We start from the raw sequence: 18,197 nt of genomic DNA, 5'->3' as shown, positions 1-18,197 counted from the left end.
TTCTTTGGGTTATCTTATCGGTCTCCATCCACGGCATCAAAAAGTGTTAACCATGTCTCTTAACACCTGTTAACCATGTATCTTGACCAGACAGGGCCGTCACGCCCTACCTTTCGAAAGGGCTAGGATTGGGCTGCGACAGGTTTGGCCTGCTTTTTCTTTCCTTCCTTGCGGTCGATGTTGAAAAGCTCTTGAGGCAGGCCGAGGTCTTTTTGCATGGCCCAACGGCGGAGCTCGTTGACGAGGATTCGGGCTCGTCTTGGGTCGCGCTCGGTTTCCAGGGCGGTGATTTCAGTGCTGAGGGCGAGGGGGATCTTCGCAGACTTGGGAATAGCGGCGAGGACCCTGTCGAGAGTTTCGAGATTGGCAATGTCGTGATCGGCGAGGGCTTCGTCGGGGTCGGGAATCTTCACCCGCATTCCGGTGGAGGCGTACTTGATCGGAGTGAGGCAGAGGCGTTCGCCGGGGGAAATGTTTTCGCGCACGATGATGTTTTCCTCGTCGGTCCAGAGCGGCTGGACTTGGCGGCGCTCGATGCGGTCCCTTTTATTTACGATAATTAGGTACTGGCTCTCGCGGAAGAGGCGGCGTGGGATGACGTAAACGTTGTGCAGAAAGGTTCCCGGAATCTCTGCAGAGACGAAAGAGCCAACTTTGAGTGTGGGGCGACCTTCCTCGCTGTGTCCGTAGGGATCGGCGACCTGAGCGACGACGTAGAGTTGGCGAGACCGAAGATCGAACGCGCCCTCGGCACGGACGAGCTCGCCGGTCCAGACCGTTTCAGTTTCCCCGGCTTCGACGTGGAGGTTGACGGGCTTGGAGAAGTTCGCGAGCTCGCCTGATCCACGGTAGTTTTCGGGGAGGTCGATGAAGCCGAGTTGCGCTTCGGAAAGCGGAAGACGGACTTCGGCGTAGTCGATAGCGTACAGAGTAGCCAACTGGTTCCCGGGGGAAACGTATTGGCCAACGTCCACGTTTTTCTTGAGGATGCGACCGGCGTAAGGGGCGACAATGCGAGTGCGTTGCAAATTGAGTCGAGCTGCTTCCAGGCGAGCCTTGGCGGATGCGAGATTGGCTTCGGCTTGGCGGAGTTGAGGGCGACGGAGGACGAGGTCGGTGGGGGCGACTTCGTTGCCAAGGCGTTTCCAGTCCAGCTCGGCTCGTTCGGAGCGAGCCTTTTCCTCGGCGTAGCGTAGTTCCATCTGGGCGACGGTAGCCTCGGCGGTTACGAGCGCGGTGTGGTAGTCCGAAGCGTCGATCTGAACGAGCGTTTCGCCTGCCTCGAAGAAGCCTCCGGTGCGGAAGTTGGGGGAGATCTCGATGATGCGTCCGCGAACTTCGGGGATTAGCGCGGATTGAGTGCGGGCTTCGACGATGCCTTGGGAATGTAGGATGATCTGATAATCCTGTGGTTGAAGCTCTGTGACTTGAACCTCGGGAGCAGAAGTGTCGGGTCGATAGCGGTGAGGCTCCGGACGTGACTTCATCAAATGCCAAGTAAAGTAGCCCGCGATTGAGAGGATAAGAATCGGGAGAAAGTAGCGTAAGAACTTCATGGAGTAATGTTGGTGCCGGTTTCCTACGTCCAAAACGTGGTAGATGCTCTTTGGTTTACGGGACTCGGGCGTGATTGTTGAGCTAGAATGCCCTAAACCGTTATAGTTGGTGGTATAAGGGGCCTAAAGTCAGGTCGAGCCATCAGTTTGTAGCGAATGTCCTGTAGTGCTTTTATAGGACCACGTTTTGTTGTGTTAAGTTTGCGGCTCTGCGTCAGCTTCTAGGAAATAGTCGAAACGATCGAAATCGAGCGACAGAGAGGCGTGGCTTTCGATGAAAACGCGGTGTTTTTCTGCTACCGGAAAACAGTCGTACATGGGGTCGTCGGTTGGTACTTCGAAGAGTTCCTGGAGCTCGGAAAGAGTGGGGCCCGAAAGCGGGGCTTCGCCGACTAGGGTGTCGGATCCGTCATTTTCGAACCAACGAATCAAGCGCGTAACCTCTGGTGACTGCATGTTGGCTTAAAGCGCTATGGCTGGGTCGGCCCTACGAGCATGTTCAAGAAATTGGATACGTTGTGCAACAGTTGGGTGGGAAGATTTCTTAGTGAAGTCCGGATTGTCTGTGGCCATATCGAAAAGCTGGTGGTCTGGCTTCGCTTCCAATGTGCGAATGAGGCGTTCGTATTCGCTGGGATTGAGGCGCCCGTCAGGAATGACGTAGTCAAATCGCTTCCAGTCGAGAACCTTGAAGTCGTGGGAGAGCATGAGTCGCTCGACGATCCCTTGTATTTCCTTCTCTTCCGCTTTTTGCTCCTCTTTTGAAAGGCGTTTTCGTAGGTCGCGGACTTTGTGGTCGCCCATTATTTTCCGCACGAGGCGTTCTATGTCTCGTTCCCCGATCGCTTTGCTCGGGAGTTCCGATTCGCAATGGGAGACCAGTTCCTCGAGATCCTTGATAGACAGAGTATTGTCGTTGCGAATACGAGTCAGGAGAGCCTTGTAGAGCTGGGCCTGGATTTCAGCTGTTTTCACGACGCCGAAAAGCCCGTTAACGATGTTTAGGACACCGTAGCGTTTGGCGGCAGAGAGGTCGCAGAGGTATTCGTGATCTTGGGACGTCCGGCTGAGCCAGAGGTTTGTCAGTCGGTTGAAAATGGCAGAGAAGACGAACCAAGTGAGAAGCGCTTTCCAAAAGGAGATCTGTCCTTGGTTTAAGGAGAGGTAGATCGGGAAGAGAGCATTGAAGCTCATCAGTGCGAACCGAACACGGTTGAGCGGTCGAATGTACTCATAGAAATGAGCGAGCTCGTGAGCGAGGATGGCTTTGACTTCGCCCGCTTTGAGAATCTGAAAGAGATGGTGTGAGATATAAACAGCGTTGAGGGGACGAACGAAATTGAAAAAGAGGCTGTTGAGCACGAAGGCACCGTCGTATTTCTGAAAGGTGATGTACGTTTTTGGCTGCTCCTTTCCTTTATGGGGCGCGAGAAGTTCGCGCATCATCAGGTAGATTTTTCCGGCTTGGTAGCGGCCAATCTTTTGAGTGGAGCCAAACTCGATGATGCGAGCTTTGGGGAGTTTAAAGAGACCGTGGGTAAAACTTAGATGGATCGCGTACGATAAGGCGAGAAGTATGCAGGAAACGAATACTGAGTAGATCGAGCTCTGGATTATGATCTGATAGAGCAGGAAAAGGTTTATCGCTAGGAGTAGACCGATGGTCGCGTAGTCGATGCGAGCATACTTGTTGGATCGGGCTTGGAGGAGTGCGGGGGAGGGGGGCATTTTGAATTCTCTAAAGACGATCGATCTCGGATTGACCGAGCCAATAGCACGCTAGCGCTGCTGGAATTTTTTGGATACGCAGGTTTTCTGACAGTTGCAGCGTTTTAAAGTCGTCGATTTCACGCGTGATGATATACCCTTTTTCGATCTTTTGATTCTGGCAAAACTCTTGCATGGCAGGAAAGGCCTTGGTCTTGGTGTGGTTAGGAGATCGGTATTTGATTTCGAATGGGACGGTTCTACGACCCGCGAGATCTACAATCAAATCGACCTCCTCCTTTTTCTTGTTCTGCCAATAAGAAAAGCCGAGCGTTTGATCGTAGTAGCGAGTGAAGAGATGTTTGAAGAAGGCTGTTTCTGCTGCCTGGCCGAGAGCGATCGGATCGTCTAAGAGACTTTTCCCTTTCAGAAGCGTGCTTGGCGAAATGGCGGCATCCGCAAGGTATACCTTGGATTTCGCTCGCAAGATCTGCTTGCCGTAGCCGTATGGTCTGAGTCGGTAGATGAGGTGTGTTGCTTCGAGAAGGTCTATGAAATTGGATACAGTCGGACGCTTGAGTTCCAGGCTCTGACAGAGTTCTTGTAGATCGAGTAGTCCGCCATCGTGCATGCAAAGGTAGAGGAACACTTGCTCGATCTCGAGCACGCGTCTAACACCGAAAAGTGCGGTCATGTCGCGTTTGAGTACCTTGTCTACAATGTCTTCCCGGAGAAGTTTTTGTGATAGCGTGATACTTGAAATCGTTGAGCACTGAGGGAAACCACTTCGGAGAAGGTACTCGTGAAAGAGGGCGATTATGGGGCGAGCGACGTGCGAGACTTCTTGAAAGTTAGACTCCTTCCAATCGAACAGTTGTCGAAGCGACCGGATTTGAGGAAGTGTAGGCACGGGTTCGCTGCGGATTTGCAGATACTCGTAGAAGGAGAGCGTCGCCAGCTTGATGGTTTGCCAACGCCCGACGCCCGATTCTTGGTTTTCGGTTACGAGTGGAGTGGCTGAACCTGTGACTGCGATTCTCCGTTGTCCTTTGTGAAAGTCGACCTGATGTTTGATCCAAGTTTGCCAGTCCTTGGCTGATTGGATTTCGTCAATAAACAGGTAGAGAGGGCCTTCGCGCCGTGGTTCGCGTTCTTGCCATGCTTCAAGGATTTGTTCCAGGCCTGCGAGTTTGAGAAGAGGGTGATCGAGAGTGGCATAGAGGATGTTTCCTGGAGGAATCTTTTGGTCTAGTAGCTCCTGGATCGCTTGTAGGAAAAGGGTCGTTTTGCCCACCTGGCGGGCTCCGCTAAGAAGTAGAGCTCTGCCTGCTGGAGGTTCGGCAGCCCAAGCAGCAATCTTGTAGTAAGCGGCACGTTTCCAGTTTGGAAGGTCAGGAAGCGGCTGGTTTTGCCACCATGGGTTGTAATTCCTCAGAACGGCCAAAAGATCGCTTTGTGGGATTCTCATGAGGGAAATTACACAAAATGATGGTTTTAGTGCAAGTATACTTTAATTAATAATGTGTATTAAGATGTTTTCCGACTATTGTGTGAGCTAAGGCGAGAATCGCATTGCAGGGTAAAAGCTCCACGGCGGCCTGCGGCGAGGCCGCCCTACCTTCCGACCTTAGGAAGATTACGCCAATTCTAAAGAGTAGCGCTCTAGGTGTGACGCGGTGGTTGACGTGGTCGATGCGGGCGTCGTTTTTGGACCGGGCTTGGTTACCGCAGTTCAGAAACGAGCCTGTAGAATTTGTATCCAGTTGGTAGGTCGAGTTTCGCTTCGGTTTGAGGCGAGGAAAAGGTTTGGGAAGATGAAGCGGTTTCTTCGACTTGTTCCCAATTTTGCAGATCGTTGGAACCTTCGAAATAGTAGAGGTAACCGGGGGCTACGGGAGTCGAAACCGAGAGTGTTTTGCTTGTTTGGGAATAGAGCACGATTCGCGGCGAGTAGTTCGCAGGAGTGTACGGGGCTGCGTATGTGTCCGGGACGTAGTCGCCATCAGAATCGGTTAGCGGGTTGTGCGGATTTGTGTCGTTGGGATCGAATAGCGTGGGGTGGCCATCTAGGTCTTCGTCAGCGTTGTGTGGAGCGGAGCTGATGACAAGGGATCCGGAAAAGGACAGCACTTGGCTGGCTATGAGAACTGGAGTGCGTGCAGGCTGACTGATGTTTGGATGGCTGGGAGTGGAGATCCCTAAACCGAGCCCCCAAAGGGTACCATCGGACTTTAGGTAGCGAGTGGATGATCCGAACGCTTGGGCGTTGATGACGTCTTTTGCGATAAGCACTGGTACATTTGAGTGGCCGAATCCGAGACCCAATTGGCCATAGTCGTTCGCCCCTGCTCCCCATAGCTCTCCGTTTGTTTTCAAGTAGAGGACATGGATCGCTCCAACGCTGGCTTTAGAAACGTCCTGGAAAACTGGGTACAAATTTCCGCTCTGGGAGGTGTTGGATATGCCATATCGATAACGATCCAATCCTGTACCCCAAGCTGTTCCGTCGCTGGTAACAAAAACTGAAAGCTTGCCGCTGCTATCGATGGAGATCACATCCTCGAGGATTTTGGTAGGAGTGGGAGAGTCGGAACTATTGCCCAAGTGATCCCGACCGAGAATATTGGCACCTAGACCCCAAAGCGTCCCATCTGTGGTCACGAAGTAGGTCCTTTCAAATTCTGCTACGAAGCGTTGTACATCGTCAGCGATTTTGATGGGGGTGAGTTGTGGATGTTCTACAGACGAGCCAAGGTTGTTGTACCAGTTTGCACCCATTGCCCAAAGGGTATTATCGTCTTTAAGGTAGAGCGAGTAGTAGCTTCCTGCTGAAGCGGCGGAGACGTTGGAGTCGATGAGAATTGGGATTGTGCGGTCTATTTGGCTACCATCGCCTAAGGCTCCGAATTCGTTTTTGCCAGCTCCCCAGAGATTGCCGTCCTCGTCGATAAATAAGGCCTGTCCTCCTCCGTTGGATACATACTTGATGTTATCCCCGACTAAGAGAAAGTTTCCTGGAGGAGGGGAGGCTTCGGAAGCGAGTTGACCCACTGGATTAGATCCTGACGCGTTGAGCTCGGTGTTCGAGTCGATCCATAGGCCATGTTGGCCACCCAGTGAGACCGCCGTTGCGTCTTGGGCGACAGGCGTTGCTTGGAGCAGATTGGAAGAGTTGTTCGGATCGAGTACTGCAGCGCCCATAGCCATGGCCTGTCCATTGGATTGAACGTAGGCGCTCGCATTGCCGTAGACGCTGAAATCGGTGACATTTGAGGCGATCAACTGGTAGGCCGGTACGGGATTTGTGTTTCCAGTACCTAGTTCGCCGGACTGGTTCATTCCTTCGCCCCAGAGCGTGCCGTCCTTTTTCAGTATAAGAGAATGGTTGGAGCCTGCGGAGACTTTGGAAACGTTGATGGCTAAAATGCGGGGATTGGATTGTTGAACGAAGTTGGTGACGATTCGGACTCCGTTGGAGTCGTAGCCGAGCCCCCAGAGAGTGTCATCGTTTTTCACATACAATGTATGGAATTCGCCAGCTGCTGCATTCCGTACGTTTTCTGCGATCTGGGTTGGCGTGTTTGTGAATCCGAGGGCCCAGAGCGTGTCGTCACTTTTTAAGTATAGGTTATGGTTTGCTCCCGCGAAAACGGCTTTGACTGAGTTGGCGATTGCTTGAGGTTGCCAGCGACCGGTCGAGGTTGATCCTCCAATCTGAGTACGCTCATTCGCTCCGCAGGTCCAGAGGTTACCATCGTTTTTGACCCAAAGGCTGGAGTAGTGACCGGCTGCCATATCGCGAACATCGGATGCAATTTGTTGGGGGTAGGGTCGGTTGTTTATGCTACCGTCGCCCAGTTGCCCAAACTGGTTTCCGCCTGCCGACCAAAGGGTTCCGTCAGATTTAAGAAAAAGGGTATGGTCCGTTCCTGCTGCAATCTTGATGACGTCTGAAATCGGACTGAGGCTTTGATCCATGCTGGAGTAATTTCCTTCGCCGAATCGGTAGGTATAGGACCCTTGGGCAGGGAGTGACCAGTAAGCCAGGGGAATGAAGAGAGTGAAGAAGAGTTGTTTGAGTCGCATCCTGAAGTACGTATTCGCTGTAAATGGAGCTAGGGATTCCTGAAGTTGTTTGCGATCTTCAATTCTCGAATAAAAAAGGGCAGCCGGTGAGGGCTGCCCTTGGGGAAATGGTTTGGTTGATGCCGCCTCGGCGCGGCGGCCTACAGTTTATAGAACTGCGAGGATAGTGTTGAGCGTAGTGCTCGGGCGCATGGCGGCGGAGGCTTTATCGTCGTCGAAGTGGTAGTAACCACCGGCGTCGACTTCCTTGCCTTGGGCAGCGATGAGCTCTTCAACGATCTTGTCTTCGCTGGCGGTGAGCTGAGTTGCTACTGGCTCGAAGGCATCCGCGAGTTCTTGGTCTTCGCTCTGAGCGGCGAGGGCTTGGGCCCAATAGAGGCAGAGGTAGAAGTGGGAACCTCGGTTGTCGATGCCGCCGAGGCGACGGGTTGGAGACTTGTTTTCTTCGAGGAACTTGCCGGTGGCTGCGTCGAGCGTGGTGGCGAGGACCTTGGCCTTGGCGTTGTCGTTCACTTCGCCGAGGTGTTCGAAGGAAACCGCGAGGGCGAGGAATTCGCCGAGGGAGTCCCAACGGAGGTAGTTCTCTGCGAGGAATTGTTGGACGTGCTTTGGAGCAGATCCGCCAGCGCCTGTTTCGAAGAGGCCGCCGCCGTTCATGAGGGGAACGATGGAGAGCATCTTGGCGGAGGTGCCGAGCTCGAGGATTGGGAAGAGGTCGGTGTTGTAGTCACGGAGAACGTTGCCGGTGACGGAGATGGTGTCTTCGCCCTTGCCCATGCGCTCGACGGAGTACTTACACGCGGCGGCTGGAGCCATAACGAGGATTTCAAGGCCTTCGGTGTCGTGGTCCTTGAGATAAGCTCCGACCTTCTCGATGAGCTGAGCGTCGTGGGCACGGGTTTCGTCGAGCCAGAAGACCGCTGGAGAACCGGTGGCGCGAGCGCGAGAGACGGCGAGCTTAACCCAGTCGCGAATTGGGGCGTCCTTCACTTGGCAGGCGCGCCAGATGTCGCCGGCTTCCACTTCGTGTGACATGAGCTCGTTGCCAGATGCGTCGACAACGGAGACGGTACCGTCGGTTGGGATCTCGAAAGTCTTGTCGTGTGAGCCGTACTCTTCGGCCTTTTGGGCCATGAGGCCGACGTTTGGCACGGTGCCCATGGTGCGTGGATCGAGGGCTCCGTTTTCCTTACAGAAGTCGATAACGGTTTGGAAGACGCCGGCGTAGCTGCTGTCTGGGATGACGGCGAGGGTGTCGGCTTCCTTGCCGTCCTTGTCCCACATGATGCCGCCGCCACGGATCATGGCTGGCATGGAGGCGTCGATGATGACGTCGGATGGAACGTGGAGATTGGTGATGCCCTTGTCGGAGTTGACCATGGCGAGGTCAGGTCCGTTGTCGTAGGCGGCCTGGATGTCGGCTTCGATTTCCGCCTTCTTGTCGGCGTCGAGTGTTTGGATCTTGGATACGAGATCGCCGAAACCGTTTTTGAAGTCAACGCCGAGGCCGGAGAGCGTGTCGGCGTGCTTGGCGAGGAGATCCTTGAAGTAAGCCTGTACGCCGTGGCCGAAGATGATGGGGTCGGAAACCTTCATCATGGTCGCCTTCATGTGGAGGGAGAAGAGTACGCCTTCTTCCTTGGCGGCTGCGACTTGGTCTTCGAGGAAGGCGTCGAGTGCCTTGGCGGACATGAAAGTGGAGTCGAGGACTTCGCCGGCTTGGAGAGCGATGCCGGACTTGAGGACTTGCTTTTCGCCGTCAGCGGTTGTGAGGACGATGTCAGCTGTGGTCGCTTCTGGGAGAGTGACTGACTTCTCGTTGGAGCGGAAGTCGTTCTTACCCATGGTAGCGACGCGGGTCTTGGAAGCGGCTGTCCATTCACCCATGGAGTGTGGGTTCTTCTTGGCGTAGTTTTTGACGGCACCAGGAGCGCGGCGGTCTGAGTTGCCTTCGCGGAGGACTGGGTTAACTGCGGAACCGAGGACCTTGGCGTAGTTTGCTTTTATGGCCTTTTCTTCGTCTGTTTGCGGGTCGGCTGGGAAATCTGGAATGTCGTAGCCGTGGTCTTGGAGTTCCTTGATCGCAGCGGTGAGCTGCGGGATGGAAGCGGAAATGTTCGGGAGCTTGATGATGTTGGCCGCTGGAGTCTTTGCCAGTTCACCGAGTTCTGCGAGGTGGTCGCCGATCTTCTGTTCGTCAGTGAGTTTTTCTGGGAAGTGAGCGAGGATACGTCCTGCGAGGGAGATGTCGCGGGTCTCAACTTCGACGCCTGCAGTCTTGGCGAAGGCCTGCACCATGGGCAGGAAGGAGTAGGTGGCGAGCGCTGGCGCTTCGTCCGTCTTCGTGTAGATGATGGTGGATTTTTCTGTGCTCATTTTTGTCGAGACCTTGGATAATTGCCCCTGCAATCAATTATAGGGGAGTTCTTGGGTATGCGGAATAGTCCGCGGGTCAACAAGATAGGGGACATGAGCGGGAGTGAGAGCCAGTTTTGAGGAAAAAGAGGGGACTACATGGGTTCCTATGATGCGGGATATGAGCAGAAATTGGGTTTGGTGGCGGTCCGATTCATTGTCGAAAAAGTTCAGGCCTAGTAGTTGGAGTAATGTTAGTTTGATCTTGTAGAAGGTCTTGTTGGGACAGGCTTGGGGATTAAGCGGCAGAGTTTATCAATCCCTCTGGGTAATGGTGCGAAATCTCGAGTGATTGAGTTGAAAACCGGAGATCACTCGAACTGTGGGCTCGCATCTTGAGGGGAGCTGGCTAGTGTCTGGCCGGTCGGTGAGCGTACTGTTTGCTGACTCTCTGCCCACTATCCAACTCGGAATTATGCCTCCTTCCGAAGATACCCCTAACTATGAGGCTCCGGAAAATCGTGTTTCTGAACCGGAGTCGCGCACCTTTTTTGCGGAGTTGCGTCGGGGCCAGCTTCTCCGGATTGCGATCAAGTATGCGGTTGTACCCTGTTCGTTTCTGCCAATAGCTATGGCGGCTTTCCCAAGCCTTTGCAGGCCGCCAATTTTGGATCGGTCGCCCGCGTTTGGAACCTCATTGGCGAAACTGTATGGGGCACCCTCATCGCGAAGTAATGTTTTTCGGAAGTGTTGGGTGCTTTTTGTATTAGAATTTAAACTACGAGGATCGTGTGCAGCCTCCTGCGTTTTCGTTTTTCTTCAATTTTGTCCGTTGGGACTCACGAATGGGTGGTCCTCTAGCGAACTGCTGTAACTCTTAGCCCTCTCTATCTATGAACGTGTATACTAAGTTTGGAGTCGTTGTAATCATCTTTGTTGTATCGCTGACGCCATCAGTCGGTAAAGGGATTGTGGGTACGGATGAATCCTTTGATGGGATCGTTGATTATCCAGAACTTGGAGCAATCCATTTTCCCAATTCAGGAGCCACAGAAGCTCAGGATGCCTTTTATCGCGGAGTCCTTTTGCTTCACAGTTTTGAATACAAGCAAGCTGCGTCGGCGTTCAGGGAGGCTCAAGAGATTGATCCGAATTTCGTGTTGGCGTATTGGGGGGAAGCGATGACCTATAATCGGCCGATTTGGTCGGTGTACATGGCAGAGGAGATGCAAGCTGCTCTCGAGAAGCTTGCTCCCACTAGGAAAGAAAGACTGCTTAAGGCTAAGACCGAGCGAGAACGGATGTACTTGGATGCGATTGAGACTCTGCTGGCTTTGAAGGGGCCAAGTGAAGAGTTCGTCGAAAAGGAAATGTGCAGCAATGGGCAGAGCAAGGAGTTCGTGCTCACGGAGATAAAGCGTAAGCGAGACCGTGCTTACATGGGGGCGATGCGAAAGCTTCATGATGCTTATCCAGAGGACGACGAGGCTCGCAGCTTTTATGGACTTTCGATCCTAGGGAGTCGAAATGGGAAGCGAGATTTCACGACTTACATGCAAGCGGCCGCTGTGGTGCAGCCGGTCTTTCAACGGAATCCTCGGCATCCGGGGGCAGCGCACTACATTATCCATTCGTTCGACGATCCGGTGCACGCTTCTCTGGGTTTGGTCGCTGCCAACGCTTATTCGGAGATAGCTCCCAATGCGGCTCATGCCCAACACATGACTTCGCACATCTTTGTAGCCTTGGGGATGTGGGATAGAACGGTTTCAGCTAACATCCGGGCAAAAGAACTACAAGACGCCGAAACCATTCGGGAGGGAAAGAAGCCGAACGTTTGCGGGCACTATCCAAGCTGGCTTCATTATGGTTACCTCATGCTGGGGCAGAAGGAAGAGGCGGAAGCACTGATGGATCTTGCTCATGAGTATGTGATGGGTGGAGAGGCAACTGGCGGCGAGTGGTGGTATTTCAATCGAATGCGTTATCGTCACCTGGTTGATTTCGAGGACTGGCAAAATGGGCCTCGATGGGCGGTGCCGCTTGAGAGTATCCCGAGTGAAGAGAATGATAACATCCTGTTCAGCTATCGTGTCTCCGATGCGTTTGTGGGATTGAAGCTAGGTGATCGTTCGCTGGCGAACGAGTTGATTGAGGGCCCACGCCCTTCAAAAGCGTGGAAGGCATTGCAGGTGGATCAGCTTGCGGGATTGGTGGCAGTAAAGGATGGAAGAATTGAAGAGGGAGTTGCTTTGCTGAGGAAGGCAGCTGGGGCGGAAGATGCGCTTCCATTGGAGTTTGGTCCTCCTCGGACTGTAGTCCCAACCTTTGAGCTTTTAGGTAAAACCTTGTTGGAGTTAGACCGTATCGAAGAAGCTGAAACAGCCTATCGAAGAGCGGTGGAGCGTAACCCGCGGCGCCCGCAAGCTGTGGATGGACTCGCAATGGTAAACCAATCGGAATAGGGTGGAGCAAAGAAAGAGCGTTTTGCGAAAAGTGTGCTCGCTACTTCTTTGAAGCTATTTTCTAATTTTAGAGTACGGGGTAACGCTTCCCCGTACTGCCGCCCTATCCGACTCGGAACCATGCCTTCTTCCGAAGAATCCCCTCCCGAAAAGCCGCCGGAATCTCCAAAACAGTTACCGGATAAGCTCACGTTTTTCGCTGAACTTAAAAAGCGAAAAGTGACACGTGTGGCGGTGACTTATGCTGTGGTCGCATGGTTGATCATCCAGGTGGCGGCGGCGACGTTTGGAGGATTTGGAATTCCGGTTTGGGCGTTTCGTTTTGTAGTGATTATGTTGGTACTAGGCTTTCCCGTCGCCTTGATTTTAGCTTGGGCGTTCGAGCTGACACCGGATGGTATCAAAACGACGAAAGCGGCTCGAGAGTCTCGCGGGGATTTACCCGTGCCGAAGAAACAGCAACGTAAGCGGAATTGGATGGCTTTCGCTTTTGCAGCTGGATTGCCGACTCTGATATTTGGGACGCTGGCAGTTTTCTTTTATTTCAAGGGAGGCGGGCGAGAAGGAACCGTAACGAGTGGGGTAGAAAAGTCGGTCGCGGTATTGCCCTTCGTGGATTTGAGCGATGGAGGCGATAAGCCAGCCATTGGCAGTGCAGGTGGGATTGGACATTTTGAAAAAGGGTGGCGTTGAGTATTTTGGCGCTTCAGAGAGTCGCCAGGATGGCCAGGCTGCGGGATATTGAAGTTTAGAAAGAGAGAGATGAATAGAAGAACCTTTATTAATAGTTTGGCAGCAGCGGGAGCTTTAAGCTCGTTGCCTCTTCAGAGTTTGAGAGCGGTTGGCAGTGGCCCCAAAATTCGAGTCGGTCTGATCGGTTGCGGCTGGTTTGGGAATGTGGATCTGGCCGCCTTGTCGAGGGTGGGGAACGTCGAAGTCGTTTCTCTTTGTGACCCGAATCAAAAGCATTTGCAGCAGACATTGGACGAGGTGTCGGGAAGACAGTCCAAAGCTCCTTCTACCTATGCGGACTTCCGGAAGATGCTGGCGGCGGATCAACATGATGTGGTGATCGTTGGAACACCCGACCATTGGCATGCCTTACCTGCGATCGAAGCAATGAAGGCCGGAGCTGACGTTTATCTGGAAAAGCCGATCAGTGTGGACGTGATGGAAGGTGAAGCCCTCGTGGCTGCGGCCCGCAAATACGATCGCGTCGTGCAGGTGAACCTGCAGCGTCGTAGTAGTCCGCTTTACGAGGAAGTTCGTAAGAAGTACCTGGATACGGGAAAACTGGGTCGAATCGGAACTGTTGAGTGTTTTCTTTACGGAGGCGGTCGAGCTCGAAAAATCGACTCGGTCCAGCCGCCGGCTCATTTGGACTACGACCTCTGGGCAGGGCCGGCAGCAAAAATTCCGTTCGTGCCGCCGCTGGAGTCGAAGGGATGGCGGAACTTCATGGAGTATGGGAACGGAAAGATTGGGGACATGGGAGTGCATATCTTTGATCTCGTTCGCCATCTGTTGGGTATCGGCTGGCCGATCTCGGTGAGCTCGACTGGCGGTATTTACATGCTGAAGGGAGGTTCAGCCAATATCTCAGACACTCAGAAAACTGTATTCAAATACCCAGACCTCGATGTGACTTGGGAGCATCGCTCCTGGGGAGCTGCTCCGTTCCCCAAGCGCCATTGGACGGATGGCTGGGGTGCGGACATCATTGGGGAGAAAGGGACCTTGCGGGTGACGACTTTAGAGTATCGTTTCACGCCGAAGGATGGTGGATCGCCTGAGGGCCGTCACATGTTGTCCAAGACAAACAATCTAGAGAATGTAGATTTCGGACAGTTTGGGCACGCCTTTGGCCAAGTGGATTACGTTCATGCTACGAACTTTTTGGAAGCGAGGCAGGAGCGGAAGCGCGCGGTTTCCAATATTGAAGAAGGGCATATTTCCAGTGCTTGCTGCATTCTAGGGAATGTCGCTTTGGAGGTAGGGCGTACCTTAAAGTATGATCCAGCGACCCGGACGATTATTGGGGACGAGGAAGCGACCAAGAAACTCGCTCGACCCTATCGCGGAGACTGGGAGCACCCGGACCCGGAGAAGGTGTGAGTTCTGGAGTTGGTCAGGGGTTTCTGGGAGCAGGCTACGGGTGAGAGGAGTCTCCTCCTAGAGTGCTTGCTGACAAGTTTAGAGGAATCTTGGCTTGCCGCTTTACGGGTCAGCCGAGTTGGAGTACTTCTATGCTCCCTCCCGAACGGCCTGCTGCGCTTATCTCTATAAGCGTTTTATTTCTCAAACAGCGTATGGAATAAATGTATCTGATGGACGGATACTGACTCTAGGAGAGTGCCGCACTCTCGATCTTAACCCAACTAATCCTGCGTATTATGAGAAACCCCATCCTCAAGGCCCTCGTGGCTGCTCTTGTTTCACTCTTCCTTTCTTGTTCTCTTTTTTCGGATCACCACAAAAGTGATGAAAAAGGGGCTGTTCTTGGCCGCGGTTATACCTTTGAGGTCAAGATGGGTTCCCAAGCTGACTTCCAAAAAGCGTTCGCGGAGCATGTGCAATGGCGTCGCGATAATGGAGACACATGGGGTTGGGAGTGCTTCGTAGTGGTGAATGGCCCAGACCTCGGAAACTACCATGTCCGTTCTTATCCGCACTCTTGGGCGGACTTTGACGAGTACTACAATAGCGAGTTTGGGAAGAAGGCTTCTGAGCATTGGTATGCCACCGTAGCCCCGCACCTTGAGTCAATTGAGGCGGATATTGCTGTAGACAGGCAAGATTTGAGCAAATGGACCGATGGTCGCGACTACGAGTACTTCACGGTCAATACAGTTAGGACAAAGATCGGTAGGCAGTGGGATTATCTCAATGCGATCGAGCAGATTGGAAACGTGCTCAAGGAGACTGAGTCTTGGGATTATGATTGGAGCGTCAGCGTACAGAAGGCGGGAGGTGTAGGAAACAATGTTTGGTTGGTGTTCCCCTCTGAAGATTGGGCGGGGATGGAAGACCCGTCGCCCAACGCTTATGAAGTCGTTCTCGAAGCGCTCGGTGAGGAAAAGACCAAGGAGATCTTCGATCAGTTGAACGATTCGGTCGCGAAGTCAGTGAGCAATCACTTCCGCCATTTGCCTGACTATTCCATCAAGGCGGCGGAGTAGTATCCTGCGGATGTAGTGTTGGCGCTTGCCGCCACACTGCGGTTGTTTGATCAAGCTGATCGCGGCACAAGGCCGCTTCTCACAAGGTTCATTCTGTTCTGAGGGCCACCATGGGATCTGACTTGGTGGCCCTAATTGCGGGGGCGTAGGTTGATGCCAAGCCTGTGAGTATCAGAAAAACGGACACGATTGTGTAGGTGAGTGGGTCGCGAGGGCTGATGCCAAAAAACGCGTTGGCAAGACCTTGGCCTCCGAGTTGGGATATGGCTAGAGCTGCTCCGATTCCAAGAAGGAGCCCAGCTCCCAATTGCCAGGCAGCTTGATTTATGACCATGCGGAGAATCTTGGGTTTGCCGGCTCCCAGGGCCATACGAAGACCGAACTCAGGGGTGCGTTGATTGACGGAGAAACTCATCACTCCGTAAAGCCCAACCGCTGCAAGGATCACGGCGATGATTCCGAACAAGGCGAAGAGGTTCGCGACGACTCGGCTTTGAGCAGTGAAGTTGTCGAGCGCGATGCGTGGGGTTTCGGTGAAGTAGAGCGGTAGATTTGGGTCTACCTTATTGACGAGCTCTTGGATTTGCTGGGAGAAGAGCAGTGGGTCCTGTCCTCCGCGTGGTCGGGCGAGAATGGTTCCAAATTGCGGAGCAACCGGGATGTCCTCGGCAGGACCAAAGGCGTTGTTGAAGAAGGGGACGTAAAATCCTGGGATTTCTTGCTCTGCGTTGAAGGGGCCGTGCATCCGCACTTCGGATACGATGCCGACAATATTTCGCCAAGGACCGGCGAATGTCCCGTTGGCCCGCGTGGTACGGAAGCGTTTGCCGATGGCTGATTCGTCTGGGAAATGAGTACGGGCGAAAGACTCGGTGACGATCGCAACTGGGTCCCGTTGATCGGAGTCGAAATCGGCGAAGAAGCGTCCCTCGAGAAGTTTGACATCGAGTGTATTGAAGAAATCCGGCGAGATTCGCTCGAACTGGGCGTTGGTGCGGTCGGTGTTCTGCACGTATTCGCGGCCCTCAATTTCGATAGGTCCGTTGCCAGAGAAAACCATGCGGAAACGGTTGGTGATCGCGGCGTATTCAAAGTGTTCGGACTCCTCTACGGTTTTGAGAACCTTCCGGTAGAAGTCGACCCGATCGGCAGTTTCAGGATAATCGCCTTCCATCAAACCGAGTCGGGTGACCAGTACGGACTCCGTATCGTAGCCGTAGTCGAGAGACTGTTGGCGGATGATGGCTTGGGTTTGCAGCAGGGAACCGATTAGGAGTATGCAGGTGACGAGGATCTGCAGGATGACGAGCGAACGAGTAACGACTAGAGCGGCCTTGGAGGTATTGCCGCGGCCTCCCTCTTTGAGTGTATCGGAAACGTCGGTACGGGATGCGAAGAATGCGGGGATGAGTCCGGAAGCAATCGTTGATATGAAGACGGCACCGAGTACGAGACCCAGGGTTTTCGGATCGATCTGAATGATCATCCAGGAGGGGATCTGTCGCGTGTTCGTATGCAGGTGCGTGTCGAGGGCTGTGGTTGCCCAAACTGCAGCGGAGACTCCAATGGCTCCACCGATTGCCGCAAGCAGGAAGCTCTCGGTGAGCATCTGGCGAATCAGCTGGTAACGGGAGGCGCCCAGGGAGGCTCTGATTGCGAGTTCGCGGGCGCGGAGAGTGGCGCGGGCGAACTGCATGTTCATGACGTTGACGCAAGCGATCAGCAGGACGCCAATGCAGAAGGCGAGCATGGAGAGGATGGTTCCAGCGAGATTGCCGGGAGTGAAATAGTCTATGAGTGGACGAACGAAGCCGCGGGTAAACTGTTCGTTGGTGTCGGGAAAATTCTGGGAGAACTGCTGGGCAATTCCCGTCATTTCCAGCTGTGCTTGGTCGATCGATACGTCACCTTTCAAGCGCCCGAGTGCGTCGACGAAATTGATCCCTGGATCTCCCCGTTCTCGGACTGGAAACTCCGAGTTGAGCGGAATCCAAATTTGCTCGCGAGTAGGGAAGTTGAAGCGAGGTGGCATCACTCCGACGATTGTTGCGACGTTACCGTTCACTCTCAGTGACTCGCCAATGATGTTGGGATTCGAATCGAAGTCCGACTTCCAGAGTGAGTGGGCGAGAAGCACAACTTTTTCAGCTCCCACGCGATCGTTTTCGGGACGGAAGTCGTCCCCTATTTCTGGGCTGACGCCGAGCGTCTTGAAATAGTTATGGGTTACGTAGGCGCCGGTGAGACGTTTGGGTTGTCCTTTGTAGCGGATGTTGACGGTGGATCCGCTGATGTAGGCAGCAAGTTCATCGAAGGATGTAGCGATCTCTTGTACCTCGACGAAGTCCTTGGTGGACATGATCGAGTTGAAATTGGTGGGAGTGAAGTTGTTGGGATCTACCATGCGAACATCGACAAGCCGGTCGGCTTGCGGAAACTCGAAGGCGTGGTAGAGGACGGAGTTGACCACCGAAAGCTGGGTGGTCACTGCGGAGATGCCAATGGCGAGGACGAAGATGGCGAGCACGCTGAAGGAACGTTCCTTGGCGAGCGAACGGAGACCGACTTTCAGGTCATGGGAAGAGCTGAGCATGGCGGGGAGGTGGGGGTGCAGTTGGACAGACTCTGGGAAGGCATGCGGTGGCGCCGCACAGCCTCTTACCTTAACCCTTACTACGCCGCCCGCCAGCGGTTACGTCTAATTTTGTGGGGAGAATTATCGTCATCCGGTACGACTCCCGATCGCAGCATAAGACCATGGTCCTATATCGGATTTCGAGGCTTCGTGGTATTCTTTTTCCAGATTCAGGAACGAGCCGAACAAAACAGAATGAGGCCGCTGAATCACA

At 53.6% G+C, this 18,197-nt stretch carries 11 protein-coding genes; 4 read left to right on the top strand and 7 right to left on the bottom strand.

Annotation, left to right across the window (positions count from 1 at the left end; genetic code table 11):
- Window positions 1-122 precede the first annotated feature (122 nt).
- The 6 genes from JIN87_RS22600 to JIN87_RS22575 form a co-directional block, all read right to left on the bottom strand.
- The gene (locus JIN87_RS22600; protein WP_200357905.1) at window positions 123-1,556 is read right to left on the bottom strand and encodes an efflux RND transporter periplasmic adaptor subunit; all 1,434 of its coding nucleotides are present in this window, start codon (window positions 1,554-1,556) and stop codon (window positions 123-125) included.
- A 195-nt stretch (window positions 1,557-1,751) separates the two neighbouring features.
- Window positions 1,752-2,012 (bottom strand): DUF7683 domain-containing protein, encoded by a 261-nt coding sequence (locus JIN87_RS22595; protein WP_200357904.1) that lies wholly within the window; start codon window positions 2,010-2,012, stop codon window positions 1,752-1,754.
- 6 nt (window positions 2,013-2,018) lie between these two features.
- Complete coding sequence (locus JIN87_RS22590) at window positions 2,019-3,284, bottom strand: M48 family metalloprotease (protein WP_200357903.1); 1,266 nt, start codon at window positions 3,282-3,284, stop codon at window positions 2,019-2,021.
- Between the two features lie 10 nt (window positions 3,285-3,294).
- Window positions 3,295-4,731, bottom strand: coding sequence for an ATP-binding protein (locus tag JIN87_RS22585; protein ID WP_200357902.1), 1,437 nt, complete (start codon window positions 4,729-4,731; stop codon window positions 3,295-3,297).
- 254 nt (window positions 4,732-4,985) lie between these two features.
- Complete coding sequence (locus JIN87_RS22580) at window positions 4,986-7,349, bottom strand: RCC1 domain-containing protein (RefSeq protein ID WP_200357901.1); 2,364 nt, start codon at window positions 7,347-7,349, stop codon at window positions 4,986-4,988.
- 147 nt (window positions 7,350-7,496) lie between these two features.
- Window positions 7,497-9,725 carry an NADP-dependent isocitrate dehydrogenase gene (locus tag JIN87_RS22575; RefSeq protein ID WP_200357900.1) on the bottom strand — a complete coding sequence of 743 codons (2,229 nt, stop codon included), beginning with the start codon at window positions 9,723-9,725 and terminating at the stop codon, window positions 7,497-7,499.
- Between the two features lie 872 nt (window positions 9,726-10,597).
- Between JIN87_RS22575 and JIN87_RS22570 the strand changes: the two genes are divergently transcribed.
- The 4 genes from JIN87_RS22570 (at window position 10,598) to JIN87_RS22555 (ending at window position 15,348) form a co-directional block, all read left to right on the top strand.
- Window positions 10,598-12,169, top strand: a complete 1,572-nt coding sequence (locus JIN87_RS22570; protein ID WP_200357899.1) for a tetratricopeptide repeat protein — start codon at window positions 10,598-10,600, stop codon at window positions 12,167-12,169.
- 120 nt (window positions 12,170-12,289) lie between these two features.
- On the top strand, window positions 12,290-12,862 hold the full coding sequence (locus JIN87_RS22565) for a hypothetical protein (protein WP_200357898.1): 573 nt from the start codon (window positions 12,290-12,292) through the stop codon (window positions 12,860-12,862).
- A 69-nt stretch (window positions 12,863-12,931) separates the two neighbouring features.
- Window positions 12,932-14,284, top strand: coding sequence for a Gfo/Idh/MocA family protein (locus JIN87_RS22560; protein WP_200357897.1), 1,353 nt, complete (start codon window positions 12,932-12,934; stop codon window positions 14,282-14,284).
- 278 nt (window positions 14,285-14,562) lie between these two features.
- Complete coding sequence (locus tag JIN87_RS22555; protein WP_200357896.1) at window positions 14,563-15,348, top strand: hypothetical protein; 786 nt, start codon at window positions 14,563-14,565, stop codon at window positions 15,346-15,348.
- 88 nt (window positions 15,349-15,436) lie between these two features.
- Here JIN87_RS22555 and JIN87_RS22550 read toward each other — a convergent pair whose 3' ends face one another.
- On the bottom strand, window positions 15,437-17,941 hold the full coding sequence (locus tag JIN87_RS22550) for an ABC transporter permease (RefSeq protein WP_200357895.1): 2,505 nt from the start codon (window positions 17,939-17,941) through the stop codon (window positions 15,437-15,439).
- Window positions 17,942-18,197 lie beyond the last annotated feature (256 nt).

It is taken from the genome of Pelagicoccus mobilis, from assembly GCF_016595505.1.
GTDB classification, from domain to species: domain Bacteria; phylum Verrucomicrobiota; class Verrucomicrobiia; order Opitutales; family Opitutaceae; genus Pelagicoccus; species Pelagicoccus mobilis.
This window is presented reverse-complemented; position numbering and strand designations above follow the sequence as displayed.

What these genes read in the sequence shown, in the direction of transcription:
- JIN87_RS22550 (WP_200357895.1), bottom strand. Translation starts at nt 17,941, where the DNA reads ATGCTCAGCTCTTCCCATGACCTGAAAGTCGGTCTCCGTTCGCTCGCC.
- JIN87_RS22575 (WP_200357900.1), bottom strand. Translation starts at nt 9,725, where the DNA reads ATGAGCACAGAAAAATCCACCATCATCTACACGAAGACGGACGAAGCG.
- JIN87_RS22560 (WP_200357897.1), top strand. Translation starts at nt 12,932, where the DNA reads ATGAATAGAAGAACCTTTATTAATAGTTTGGCAGCAGCGGGAGCTTTA.
- JIN87_RS22565 (WP_200357898.1), top strand. Translation starts at nt 12,290, where the DNA reads ATGCCTTCTTCCGAAGAATCCCCTCCCGAAAAGCCGCCGGAATCTCCA.
- JIN87_RS22555 (WP_200357896.1), top strand. Translation starts at nt 14,563, where the DNA reads ATGAGAAACCCCATCCTCAAGGCCCTCGTGGCTGCTCTTGTTTCACTC.
- JIN87_RS22570 (WP_200357899.1), top strand. Translation starts at nt 10,598, where the DNA reads ATGAACGTGTATACTAAGTTTGGAGTCGTTGTAATCATCTTTGTTGTA.
- JIN87_RS22585 (WP_200357902.1), bottom strand. Translation starts at nt 4,731, where the DNA reads ATGAGAATCCCACAAAGCGATCTTTTGGCCGTTCTGAGGAATTACAAC.
- JIN87_RS22590 (WP_200357903.1), bottom strand. Translation starts at nt 3,284, where the DNA reads ATGCCCCCCTCCCCCGCACTCCTCCAAGCCCGATCCAACAAGTATGCT.
- JIN87_RS22595 (WP_200357904.1), bottom strand. Translation starts at nt 2,012, where the DNA reads ATGCAGTCACCAGAGGTTACGCGCTTGATTCGTTGGTTCGAAAATGAC.
- JIN87_RS22580 (WP_200357901.1), bottom strand. Translation starts at nt 7,349, where the DNA reads ATGCGACTCAAACAACTCTTCTTCACTCTCTTCATTCCCCTGGCTTAC.
- JIN87_RS22600 (WP_200357905.1), bottom strand. Translation starts at nt 1,556, where the DNA reads ATGAAGTTCTTACGCTACTTTCTCCCGATTCTTATCCTCTCAATCGCG.